This is a genomic window from Shinella sp. 20P9.1.1 (assembly GCF_057798995.1).
This window is the reverse complement of sequence record NZ_JBYOLC010000007.1, coordinates 169835-182053: the sequence shown is the minus strand read 5'-3', so window position 1 is coordinate 182053 and position 12219 is coordinate 169835. Positions and strand designations below refer to the sequence as shown.

At 63.7% G+C, this 12219-nt stretch carries 10 protein-coding genes; 1 reads left to right on the top strand and 9 read right to left on the bottom strand.

The annotated features are described in order from the left end of the window. Positions 1–222: 222 nt before the first annotated feature. The 4 genes from ftsZ to AC27VQ_RS14340 all read right to left on the bottom strand — a co-directional run bounded on the left by ftsZ (position 223) and on the right by AC27VQ_RS14340 (position 5226). Complete coding sequence (ftsZ, locus tag AC27VQ_RS14355) at positions 223–1962, bottom strand: cell division protein FtsZ (protein ID WP_488716791.1); 1740 nt, start codon at positions 1960–1962, stop codon at positions 223–225. Between the two features lie 101 nt (positions 1963–2063). Further along, on the bottom strand, positions 2064–3395 hold the full coding sequence (gene ftsA / locus AC27VQ_RS14350) for a cell division protein FtsA (protein WP_298099189.1): 1332 nt from the start codon (positions 3393–3395) through the stop codon (positions 2064–2066). Next, positions 3392–4312, bottom strand: coding sequence for a cell division protein FtsQ/DivIB (locus AC27VQ_RS14345; RefSeq protein WP_409530354.1), 921 nt, complete (start codon positions 4310–4312; stop codon positions 3392–3394). The genes ftsA and AC27VQ_RS14345 overlap by 4 nt, the downstream gene beginning before the upstream one ends. Next, the gene (locus tag AC27VQ_RS14340; protein ID WP_117366537.1) at positions 4300–5226 is read right to left on the bottom strand and encodes a D-alanine--D-alanine ligase; all 927 of its coding nucleotides are present in this window, start codon (positions 5224–5226) and stop codon (positions 4300–4302) included. Before AC27VQ_RS14340 ends, AC27VQ_RS14345 begins: the two co-directional genes overlap by 13 nt. A gap of 438 nt (positions 5227–5664) precedes the next feature. Between AC27VQ_RS14340 and AC27VQ_RS14335 the strand changes: the two genes are divergently transcribed. Continuing rightward, positions 5665–6969, top strand: coding sequence for an MFS transporter (locus tag AC27VQ_RS14335; RefSeq protein WP_488716790.1), 1305 nt, complete (start codon positions 5665–5667; stop codon positions 6967–6969). Positions 6970–7044: 75 nt separating this feature from the next. Here the strand turns inward: AC27VQ_RS14335 and aqpZ (AC27VQ_RS14330) are convergent, their stop codons facing one another. The 5 genes from aqpZ (AC27VQ_RS14330) to murG form a co-directional block, all read right to left on the bottom strand. Next, positions 7045–7731, bottom strand: coding sequence for an aquaporin Z (gene aqpZ, locus AC27VQ_RS14330; protein ID WP_421591474.1), 687 nt, complete (start codon positions 7729–7731; stop codon positions 7045–7047). A 147-nt stretch (positions 7732–7878) separates the two neighbouring features. Next, positions 7879–8565 carry an aquaporin Z gene (gene aqpZ, locus AC27VQ_RS14325; RefSeq protein ID WP_488716789.1) on the bottom strand — a complete coding sequence of 229 codons (687 nt, stop codon included), beginning with the start codon at positions 8563–8565 and terminating at the stop codon, positions 7879–7881. Positions 8566–8707: 142 nt separating this feature from the next. Next, positions 8708–9682, bottom strand: a complete 975-nt coding sequence (gene murB, locus AC27VQ_RS14320) for a UDP-N-acetylmuramate dehydrogenase (protein WP_488716788.1) — start codon at positions 9680–9682, stop codon at positions 8708–8710. Continuing rightward, positions 9679–11094 carry a UDP-N-acetylmuramate--L-alanine ligase gene (gene murC, locus AC27VQ_RS14315; RefSeq protein ID WP_488716787.1) on the bottom strand — a complete coding sequence of 472 codons (1416 nt, stop codon included), beginning with the start codon at positions 11092–11094 and terminating at the stop codon, positions 9679–9681. The genes murB and murC overlap by 4 nt, the downstream gene beginning before the upstream one ends. Then, positions 11091–12212: an undecaprenyldiphospho-muramoylpentapeptide beta-N-acetylglucosaminyltransferase gene (murG, locus tag AC27VQ_RS14310; RefSeq protein ID WP_488716786.1), complete on the bottom strand. Its 1122-nt coding sequence runs from the start codon at positions 12210–12212 to the stop codon at positions 11091–11093. Before murG ends, murC begins: the two co-directional genes overlap by 4 nt. Positions 12213–12219 lie beyond the last annotated feature (7 nt).

The following is a 12219-nucleotide window of genomic DNA, read 5'->3' as shown; positions in this document are numbered from 1 at the left end:
GATCGTCTGGAGTGGCTTGATGCGCTCCGGCTCATGCCGGCGATCCGAATCCTGACTGGCCCCTGTGCCTACCCTAAATCTAGTAGGTCCCTCAGCGTCTTACAAATCACTGTTTCTTTCGCTTTGTTACGCTTTTATTCAATGCATAAGCCATTGAGATAGAAGCGAAAAAAAATGCCCGGATCGAGATCCGGGCATTTCGTTACAAAGCCGTGTCTGGCCTCAGTTCGACTGGCGGCGCAGGAAGGCCGGAATCTCCAGCTGGTCTTCCTCGTGGAGCGAACGCGGCTGCGGATTGGCGCGGCCGTGATCGTCGAGCTGGCCGCGGCGCGGCGCGTAGAGGCTGGCTTCCGGCGACAGCGCGCGGCGCTGCTGCTGGGCAACCGGCTCCTGCTGGACAGGCTGCTGCGGCTCTTCGTGACGGCCGAGCGACGAGGTCAGGCGCTTGAGGAGACCCATCGGGCCGCGCTCTTCGCTGTGGGTCGCGACCGGCTGCTGGGCCGAGCGGTGATCGATTTCAGCCTGCACGACGGGCGGGAAGTCCTCGATCTTCGGCATGCGCATGGTCTGCGGCTCCTGACGAATGATCGGAGCGGCGGGCTCGACGCGCTGCTGCAGAACCGGAGCCTGCTGCATCGGCTGCTGGACCGGAGCGGCGCGCTGGACGACCGGTGCTTCGGCCGGGGCCGAGAACAGGCGGTTCTGCAGGCGCGGCTCTTCCTGGACCTGGGCAACCGGCTGGGCCGGAACCGGGCGGCTCACCGGAATGGCCAATTCGCGTTCCAGGCTTTCTTCCGAGGCGCGGATGGCTTCGGCGATCGGGTCGATGACCGGCTGCTGGACAACCGGCTGCTGCAGCACGGGCTGCGGCTGCTGGACGACCGGCTGGGGCTGCGGGGCGACGGCGACCGGCTGAGCCGGAATGGCGGCGGACGGACGAACTACCGGCTTGCTGAGGCTGCGAAAGTCAGCATTCCGTGCAGCCACCTCCGAGGCCGCGCGATCGATACCGGTTGCAACAACGGAAACGCGGATCAGGCCTTCGAGCTCTTCATCGAAGGTCGCACCGAGAATGATGTTTGCGTCCGGATCGACTTCCTCGCGGATACGGGTTGCCGCTTCGTCGACTTCGAAGAGGGTGAGGTCGCGACCGCCAGTGATGGAGATCAGCAGGCCCTGTGCACCCTTCATCGAGGTTTCGTCGAGCAGCGGGTTAGCGATGGCGGCTTCGGCAGCAGCCATTGCACGGCCCTCGCCCGACGCTTCGCCCGTACCCATCATGGCGCGGCCCATCTCGCGCATCACCGAGCGAACGTCGGCGAAGTCGAGGTTGATGAGGCCTTCCTTGACCATGAGGTCGGTGATGCAGGCAACGCCCGAATAGAGAACCTGGTCGGCCATCGCGAAGGCGTCGGCAAACGTGGTCTTGTCGTTGGCGATGCGGAAGAGGTTCTGGTTCGGAATGACGATCAGCGTGTCGACCGACTTCTGCAGTTCCTGGATGCCTTCTTCGGCGAGACGCATGCGGCGGCCGCCTTCGAAGTGGAACGGCTTGGTGACGACGCCGACAGTCAGGATGCCCTTGTTGCGGGCGGCCTGGGCCACGACCGGAGCCGCACCCGTGCCCGTGCCGCCGCCCATGCCGGCGGTGACGAAGCACATGTGGGTGCCGTTCAGGTGATCGATGATCTCGTCGATGCACTCTTCGGCAGCGGCGCGGCCGACTTCCGGCTGCGAACCGGCGCCGAGACCTTCCGTGACGGCGACACCCATCTGGATGATCCGCGTCGCCTTGGTCATGGTCAGCGCCTGGGCGTCGGTGTTGGCAACGACGAAGTCGACGCCCTCAAGGCCGGCGGTGATCATGTTGTTGACGGCGTTGCCGCCGCCGCCGCCGACACCGAAGACGGTGATGCGCGGCTTCAGCTCGGTGATGTCCGGCTTCTGGAGCTTGATAGTCATTGCAGTGTTCCTTTCGTTTCCGGCCGCTTCGCCCAGCCGGTCTATTCCCAAAACTCAGTTGTCGGTCTTTCCCGGCACTCTCTACGCCGCCGGAAAACCCGTCAGAAACTTTCCTTCAGCCACTGGCCCATGCGGGCTATGCGGCCATTGCCACCCGTCAGCTGCGAGAGCATGCCGCCCTGCACAGCGTGTTCTTCCAGTTCCGCGACCTGCGGATAGATCATCAGGCCGACCGCCGTCGAAAAGGCCGGGCCCTTCGCCGCCGTCGGCAGGCCGGACACGCCGAGCGGGCGGCCGATGCGGACATTGCGGGCAAGGATGCGGCGGGCCGCTTCCGGCAGGCCCGTCAGCTGGCTGGCGCCGCCCGTCAGCACGATCCGCTTGCCGACGATCGGCGAGAAGCCGGAACGCTGGATGCGGTCGCGAATGAGTTCGAGCGTCTCTTCGATACGGGCACGCACGATGCGCGAGATGAGCGCACGCGGCACATGCGTCGGCTGGTCGCGGTCGTCCTCGCCGATCGGCGGAACGGTGAGGATGTCGCGCTCGTCACCGGCATTGGCCAGGGCAGAACCGTGCACGACCTTCAGACGCTCGGCGTCCTCGATACGGGTCGAGAGGCCGCGGGCAAGGTCGGTGGTGACGTGATGGCCGCCGAGGGACACCGCGTCGGAATGCACCAGCTTGCCTTCGGCGAAGACGGAGATCGTCGTCGTGCCGCCGCCCATGTCGATGCAGGCGCAGCCGAGTTCGACTTCGTCGTCGACCAGAGCCGAAAGGCCGCTGGCATAAGGTGTCGCGACCATGCCCTCGACGGAGAGGTGGGCGCGGTTGATGCAGAGTTCGAGGTTCTTGAGCGAGGTGCGCTCGGCCGTCAGCACATGCATGTCGACGCCAAGCACGTCGCCGAACATGGAGAGCGGATCGCGGATGCCGCGTTCGCCGTCGAGCGAGAAACCGGTCGGCAGCGAGTGGAGGATGGCGCGGTCCTGGCGCAGCGACTGCTGGCCGGCAACGGCAAGCACCTTGCGCAGGTCGTTGGCGTCGACTTCCTGGCCGCCGAGATCGATGGTCGCGGTGTAGATGTCGCTCTGCAGGCGGCCTGCCGAGACGTTGACGATGAGGCTTTCGATGGTGAGGCCGGCCATGCGCTCGGCCGCATCGACGGCAAGCCGCACGACGCTCTCGGCGGCATCGAGATCGGCGATGACGCCGTTCTTCACGCCGCGGGATTTCTGGTGGCCGATGCCGATGATTTCGACATTGTGCGTGCGGCCCGGAAGGATCTCGCTCTCGGCGCGCGGCGTCAGCCGGCCGATCATGCAGACGACCTTGGTGGAACCGATGTCGAGGACCGAAACGACGTGAGCCCGCTTGGAAGACAGCGGCTTCAAGCGCGGCAGGCCGAAATGGGACGAACCGAAAATGCTCATGTGCGCTTCGCTGCCTTCTTCAGGTCCTTGGCCCTCTGCTCGACCGCCTTGTTGCGGCGTTCGAGCGCTCCTTCCGTCAATTGAACCGTCGTGCGGTCTTCGAGACGCAGATCGACGGCTGCGATGTCGCGCTCCAGAAGCTGCTCGCTCGCATCGAGCGAGGCCAGCATGTCCATGGCCCGCGGCACATTGTGTTCCGGCAGCTTGACGACGATGCCGTTTTCGAGACGCAGATCCCAACGGCGCCCGGCGACCCGGATATAAGCCTTCACCCGCGACTTGAGCTCCGGCCAGCTGTCGAACTCGTCGGCAAAGCTTGCCGCCGCGGTTTCGGCATCGCGACCGACGAACAGCGGCAGCGAGGAAAATTTGTTGTCGCGCAGCGGTGCGATCACGCTGCCGTTCTTCTCGATCAGCGACAGGTCGGTGCCGTGCTGCCAAATCGCGAAGGCTTCGCGCTCCTTGAGCGCGATCTCGATCGTGCCCGGATAGACCTTGCGGACCGAGACGTCCTCGACCCAGGGCAGCTCGGTGAGCCGCTGGCGGGCTTCCTTGACGTCGAGGGCGACCAGCGAGGTCGTGCCATCGAGGCCAAGGCGCTCGAGAATGTCGATCTCCGAGGTTTCCCGATTTCCCGAGACCTTCACGTCCTCGATGGCAAAGCCGATCGCGGTCGTCGACGCCTGGGCGACATCCTGCGAGTGGCCGCCGAGCGACATGCCGTAGAGTCCCGTCGCGCCGATGAAGGCGGCGGTGGCGACGCTGCCGGTATGGCGCGGAATGTTGATTCGGCCAGCCGCGAGGCTGACGAGGAAGCGGACGATACGGCGCAGCGGACGCGGCAGCACGCGACCGGCTTCCGGCTCTGCGAGGCCTGCGGGACGAACCCTGCTCTTCTTGACGCTCAACGCAAACACGACGCGTCCTCCACCATCCACTTCAAGAATTCACCAAAGGAATGGCCGGCATGATCGGCCATTTCGGGCACCAGGGAGGTGGGGGTCATGCCGGGCTGGGTGTTGATTTCCAGCCAGATCAGCTCGCCATTCTCGGAGAAACGATCGTCGTAACGGAAGTCGGAACGGCTGACGCCACGGCACCCGATCGCTTGATGCGCCTTGAGTGCGAGTGTTTGTACTTTTTGGTAAATATTTGGTGAAATCTGCGCCGGGATGACGTGTTTCGAACCACCTTTTACGTATTTGGAATCATAGTCGTAGAAGGCGTGGCCCTGCGGCACCACTTCGGTCACGCCAAGCGCCACATCGCCCATGACGCCGCAGGTGAGTTCGCGGCCATAGACGTAGCGCTCGACCATGACACTGTCGCCATAGCGCCACTCCTGCGAGGTGATGATCTGCGGCGGATGCGACTGGTCTTCCTTGACCATGACGACGCCGAAGGAGGAGCCCTCGCGCACCGGCTTCACCACATAAGGCGGCTTCATCGGATGGCTGGAGGTGAATTCGAATCGGTTCATCAGGCGCTGTTCGGCGACCGGAATGCCGGCGGCCTTGGCGACGATCTTCGCCTGCGCCTTGTCCATGGCGAGTGCGGAAGCGAGCACGCCGGAATGGGTGTAGGGAATTTCGAGATATTCGAGCACGCCCTGAATGGTGCCGTCCTCGCCGAAGGGGCCGTGCAGCGCATTGAAGGCGACATCGGGCTTCAGTTCGGCAAGGACGCTGGCGATATCGTGGCCGACATCGACGCGGGTAACCTTGTACCCGACGGCCTCGAGCGCATCCGCGCAGGCGTTGCCCGACGAAAGGCTCACCGGCCGTTCCGACGAAAAACCACCCATCAACATCGCGACGTGCTTGACGCTCATGAAACCCTCAACTGAATACCGCACACTGCCCCTCGTCGCTTGTGCGGACCTGATTTTCTCTGCGGATCCGACTCGGCGAGCGAGATGGGACCACTAGAGCGGCATTAAGGTTAATGAAGCGTTTACTTTCGTTAACCTGACCCGTCGCGGGACGAATTTTCCTGCTCCGAATCAAGTCCCGCTTCGATTCCTCTTCTGGAATCAGAGAGTTGCGATCGACGCAAGAAAAACCAAAAAATTAGAAGATGCTGAGCAAGCAGCCCCGAGCATGCAATAAGCCCGGAAGCGTTGGTAAACACCGGAAAACCGGCGAAGACCGAAAAGTACGATTTTTCATCCGAGAACGACCTTTTGTTGTTTCATCGACCGTTCGGTTGACGTAATAGATCGCCGCTGCCTCCCAAGACGGCAAACAAGAAACATGAAAAGGCACCCACGATGAGTGAGACACTCGCTTCCGGGTCGCCGACCGCAACGCATTCCAACCGTGCCGGGCTGAACTCCCCGGCGCGTGTTCTTTTTGCAAGTCTGGTCGGAACGACCATCGAATTCTTCGATTTCTACGTTTACGCCACCGCCGCCGTGCTGGTCTTCCCGACGCTGTTCTTCCCGAACAACGATCCGACGACAGCGCTGCTCGCCTCCTTCGCGACCTTCTCGATCGCCTTCTTCGCCCGCCCGCTCGGCGCCATCGTCTTCGGACATTACGGCGACCGCATCGGCCGCAAGGCGACGCTGGTCGCAGCGCTTCTAACCATGGGCGTCTCGACCGTGATCATCGGCCTCCTGCCCTCCTACGAAACGATCGGCGTGCTGGCACCGCTGCTGCTCGCGCTGTGCCGCTTCGGCCAAGGCTTTGGGCTTGGCGGCGAATGGGGCGGCGCGGTGCTGCTCGCCACGGAAAACGCCCCTCCCGGCAAGCGCAGCTGGTACGGCATGTTCCCGCAACTCGGTGCACCGGTCGGCCTGTTCCTGTCGTCGGGCATCTTCTGGCTGCTGCTGCATGTGATGTCGCAGGAGACGCTGCTCGCCTGGGGCTGGCGCATTCCCTTCGTCGCCTCGATCGTGCTTATCGCCGTCGGCCTCTGGGTCCGCCTGTCGATCACCGAAACGCCGGCCTTCCAGAAGGCCATCGAAAAGCAGGAACGCGTGGAAGTTCCGGTCGTGGAGCTTTTCCGCAACCACAAGCGCAGCCTGGTCCTCGGCACCTTCGTGGCGCTCGCCACCTTCGTGCTGTTCTATATCGGCTCAGCCTACCTGCTCTCCTACAATGTCAAGGTTCTCGGCATCCCCTTCGTCGAGGCGCTGGAAGTCCAGTTGCTGGGCTCGGTGCTCTTCGGCGTCTTCATCCCGATCGCCGGCAAGCTTGCCGAGCGTTTTGGCCGCCGCGAAGTGCTGATTCTCACGACCGTTCTGATCGGCGTCTTCTCGTTCTTCCTGCCGGGTCTGATGACCGGCGGCGAAGCATCGATCTTCGTCTTCGTGATCTTCGCAATGGCGCTGATGGGCATGACCTACGGCCTGATCGGCACGGCGCTGGCCGCGCCCTTCCCCACCACGGTGCGCTATACCGGTTCGTCGATCACCTTCAACTTCGCCGGCATCTTCGGCGCCTCGCTCGCGCCCTATATCGCGACCTGGCTGCAGGCGAATTACGGCATGACCTATGTCGGCTATTACCTCGGCATCGCCGCCGTGATCACGCTGGCCTGCATCCTGCTCTCGGGCAAGGAAGAGGTCTGAGCCTTTTTTTCCAAAAGGCTGCGAATCAAAAACCCGCCGTGGCGACACGGCGGGTTTCTTTTTGCCTCGGAACGATCAGTCGTTCTCGCCGACGATCTTCCAGATCACGCCGCCGATGACGGCGCCGACGATCGGAGCCACCCAGAACAGCCAAAGCTGCGAAAGGGCTGCCGTATCGGCAAACAGCGCCACACCCGTCGAGCGGGCCGGGTTCACCGAGGTGTTGGTGACCGGGATCGAGACGAGATGGATCAGCGTCAGGCCGAGGCCGATGGCGATCGGCGCGAAGCCCACCGGCGCACGGCCATGGGTCGAACCGAGGATGATGATGAGGAAGAACGCCGTCAGCACCACTTCGGCCACCAGCGCCGCCGTCAGCGAATAGCCGCCGGGCGACAGCTCGCCATAACCGTTCGAGGCGAAGCCACCGGCGGCGAAGCCGGCCTTGCCGGAGGCGATAAGGTAGAGCACCGCAGCCGCGGCGACAGCACCGACAACCTGCGCCACGATATAGGGCACGAGGCTGGAGGCCGGGAACTTGCCGGCAACCGTCAGGCCGACGGAGACGGCCGGGTTGAAATGCCCGCCCGAGATGCCGCCGACGGTATAGGCCATGGTCAGCACTGTCAGGCCGAAGGCGAAGGAAACGCCGAGCAGGCCGATACCGACTTCAGGAAAAGCGGCCGCCAGAACAGCGCTGCCGCAACCGCCGAAGACGAGCCAGAACGTGCCGAGAAATTCGGCAGAAAGTTTTTTAAACATGAGTGCCCCCTATCCATGCCCCGCTGGAGCGAGGCCAGTCGCGCAACCATAGCACGACTGGGGCTAGATTTCGCTAAACCTTTCTGAATGAAAGCTGAACGAAATCAGAATCTTTGCGCTTTCTAATGAAAGGCGCATTTTTCGCCTTCATTCCCTCTCGCCGATCGCCTTCCAGACCAGCGTGCCGATGACGGCGCCAAGCATCGGGGCAAGCCAGAACAGCCAGAGCTGCGACAGGGCCGCCGTATCGGCAAACAGCGCAAGCCCCGTCGAACGGGCCGGGTTCAGCGACGTGTTGGTGATCGGGATCGAGACGAGGTTGATGGCCGTAAGGCTGAGGCCGATGGAGACGGGCGCGAAGCCGGCCGGGACGCGCGCATGGATGGAGCCGAGGATCACGAAGAGGAACAGCGCCATCAGCACCACCTCGGTCACCAGCGCCGCCCTCAGCGAATAACCGCCGGGCGAGAGTTCGCCGTAGCCGTTCGCGCCAAAACCGCCCGGCACGAAACTGGCCTTGCCGGAGGCGACGAGATAGAGCGTCGCCGCGGCCGCCGTCGCGCCCGCCACCTGCGCCACGGCATAGGGCAGAACCTGCGCGGCGGGAAATTTTCCCGCGACGGCAAGTCCGACGGAAACGGCCGGGTTCATATGGCCGCCGGAAACGCCGCCGATCGTATAGATCATGGCCATCAGTGCAATGCCGGCGGAAAAGGAAATGCCGACGATGCCGATCCCGATCTCCGGAAAGGTGGCGGCCAGGATGCCGCTGCCGCTGCCGATGAAGACGAGCCAGAAGGTGCCGATGAATTCGGCTGTCAGTTTTTTGAACAAGAATGCCCCCATCGCCCCGCAAAACAGGGCCGCGCGCCACGTCGGCGCGCGATGTCACAAGTTTTGGATTGACTTGCCTGTGGGGGAGAGGGAGTGCGCGGCGCCTGAGGCGCCCGGGAACTCCCCAGCAAGGATAGACGGATCAGGCCGTTGCGCGGCCCAGAAACTCCTTGACCTCATAGCCCGGCATGAAATTGCCGAGACGCTTGATTTCCCATTGCAGCAGGATGCCGGACTGCTCCAGCACGCGGCTGCGCACGGTTTCGCCGAGATATTCCAGCTCGTAGCCGGTCGCCTGCCCCGTGTTGATCATGAAGTTGCAGTGCATCGGCGACATCTGCGCGCCGCCGATCAACATGCCGCGGCAGCCCGCCTCGTCGATGAGCTTCCAGGCCGAATGACCGTCGGGGTTCTTGAAGGTCGATCCGCCGGTCTTTTCGCGGATCGGCTGGACGGTCTCGCGGTGCTGGCGCACGGCGTCCATCCTGGCGCGAATCTCGTCCTTGTCGCCCGCCTGCCCCTGGAAAACGGCATGCGTGAAGATCAGGTCGCTGGGGGCGGTCGATTTACGATAGCTGTAGCCCATGTCCGCATTGGATAGCACATGCTGGTTGCCCTTGCGGTCGATGGCATGGACCTCGACGACCAGATCCTTGGTCTCGCCGCCGTTCGCGCCGGCATTCATGCGCAGCGCGCCGCCGATCGAGCCGGGAATGCCGTAATAGAACTCGAAGCCCGCAATGTTGTGGTCGAGCGCCATGGCGGCGATGTTCTTGTCCGGGCAGATGCCGCCCGCCTTGATCGTGTTGTCGCCGACGAGTTCGACATCGCCGAAACCCTTGGCCGAAAGGCGGATGACGATGCCGGGAATGCCACCGTCGCGCACCAGGAGGTTCGAGCCCACGCCGGTCACGGTCAGCGGCACGTCTTCCGGCACCAGCTTCAGGAATGTCGCGAGGTCTTCGACGTCATGCGGATGGAACATCAGCTCGGCAAAGCCGCCGGCGCGGAACCAGGTCACGCGGTCCATCGGCGCATCCGGCGTCAGACGGCCGCGCACCTGTTTGATGCCCTCGCCCAGCGACGCCAGAAGTTTTGCTCCATCGACCGTTCTCATGCCACCTCACCCGAAATGCCTGCCAATTCCTTCGGCAGCGCCTGCGCCCAATGCGTGATGCTGCCAGCCCCCAAGAGAACCACGAAATCGCCGGGCTTTGCAATGCCGGCGACGATCTCTGCCAGCCCTTCCGGGGAAGCCAGGAACCGCGCATCGCGATGACCGGCCGCCTTGATGCGGGAAACCAGTTCTTCCGCGGTCACGCCATCGATGGGGTCTTCGCCGGCCGCATAGATCGGCGGGATCATGATCGTGTCGGCATCGTTGAAGCAGCCGGCGAATTCCTCGAAGAGGCTCGCGACGCGGCTGTAGCGGTGCGGCTGATGGACGGCGATGATGCGGCCCGCGCACGCTTCGCGTGCGGCGCGCAGCACGGCCTTGATCTCGACCGGATGGTGGCCGTAGTCGTCATAGACGCTGACGCCATTCCAGCTGCCGGTAAAGGTGAAGCGGCGCTTGACGCCGCCGAAGCTCGCAAGCCCCTTGGCAATCTGCTCCGGCGAGATGCCGAGGCGCTGGGCAACGGCAATCGCCGCCGTGGCGTTGGAGACGTTGTGGCGGCCGGGCATCGGCAGGCGCAGGTCTTTCAGCGAAATCACCTGGCCGGTACGGCGGCGGCGGATTTCGACATCGAAGACGGAGGTCGCGCCATCCATGCGGATGTTGGAAAAGCGCACGTCGGCCTGCGGGTTCTCGCCGTAGGTGATGACCTTGCGGTCTTCGATACGGCTGACCATGGCCTGAACCTCGGGATGATCAAGGCACATGACGCCAAAACCGTAGAACGGCACATTTTCGACGAACTGGCGGAAGGCCGCCCGCACGGCGTCGAAATTGCCGTAGTGGTCGAGATGCTCGGGGTCGATATTGGTGACGATGGCGATCTCTGCGGGCAGCTTCAGGAAGGTGCCGTCCGATTCGTCGGCCTCCACCACCATCCACTCGCCCTCGCCCATGCGGGCATTGGTGCCATAGGCGTTGATGATACCGCCATTGACGACCGTCGGGTCGAGGCCGCCGGCTTCGAGCAGCGTCGCAACCATCGAGGTCGTCGTCGTCTTGCCATGGGTGCCGCCGACAGCGATGGCATTGCGGAAGCGCATCAGTTCGGCCAGCATCTCCGCGCGGCGCACGACGGGCAGCAGCTTTTCACGCGCCGCGACGAGTTCCGGATTGCCCTTCTTGATGGCGGTGGAAACGACGACGACTTCCGCCTCGCCGAGGTTCTCCGCCTTGTGGCCGACGAAGACTTCGATGCCCTTGTCGCGCAGACGCTGCACATTGGCGCTTTCCGCCTGGTCGGAGCCCTGCACCTTGTGGCCGAGATTGTGCAGCACTTCGGCAATACCGCTCATGCCGATACCGCCAATGCCGATGAAATGAACGAGCCCTATGCTCTGCGGCATCTTCATGGCCGTTCTCCCTTGAATTGTGCAATGGTCTTGCCGCCCGCAATAGCCTCAACCATCAAGGCGAGCAAGCGCGCGGCATCCGGTTTGCCCGCCTTTCTGGCATTCGCGGCCATGGCCGCCATGCCTGAGGGATCGTGCATGGCCTTGGAAACGATGCTCGCAAGGCGCTCCGTCGAAAGCTCAGATTGCGCGATCACCTTCGCCCCGCCGCCCGAGGCAAGGGCAGCGGCATTCGCCGCCTGGTCATGATCGAGCGCGTAGGGATAGGGCACCAGAACGGACGGGCGGCCGATGACGGAGACTTCCGAAACGGTGGACGCGCCGGAGCGGCTGATGATCAGATGCGCATGGCCGATGCGCGAAGCCATATCGGTGAAGAAGGGCGAGACATCGGCGGGAATGGCAAGATCGGCATAGGTGCGCACCACCTCGTCGCGATCTTCCGGCCGGGCCTGCTGGGTGATTTTCAGCCGCGCGCGATCGGCCGGCTCCAGGGCCGCAATCGCCGAGGGGATGGCCTTGGAAAAGAACTGCGCGCCCTGGCTGCCGCCGAACACGACGAGACGAAATTCGCCATCCGTCGAGGCTTCATAGGCGATATTGGCAGCCTCGAGCACGGCCGGACGCACCGGGTTGCCCGTCGTCACCGTCTTTTCCGAATATTGCCCGCCCGTCTCCGGCAGGAAGCCGCCGGCAATCGCCTTCACGCGGGCGGCCAGCGCCTTGTTGGCGCGGCCCATCACGGCGTTCTGCTCGTGGATCATCGAGGGAATGCCCATGCCGGTGGCGGCCAGCAGCGGCGGCACGGTGGGATAGCCGCCGAAGCCGACGACGACCTTCGGCTTCAGCCGTGCCATCAGTTTGCGCGCGACGCGAATGCCCTTCCACAGCGTGAACAGCGACTTGGCGACGCTGATCGGGTTCTTCGAGCCGATCGTCGCGGAGGGAACGACATGAATTTCGTCCGCCGGGAATTTGCCGGCAAAACGCTCGGCGCGGCTGTCGGTGACGAGATGCACCGACCAGCCGCCGGCCTTCAGCTCATGCGCCAGCGCCTCTGCGGGAAACAGATGGCCGCCGGTACCACCGGCGGCGAGAAGAACGATGCCTTTGGTCATTCGAAAC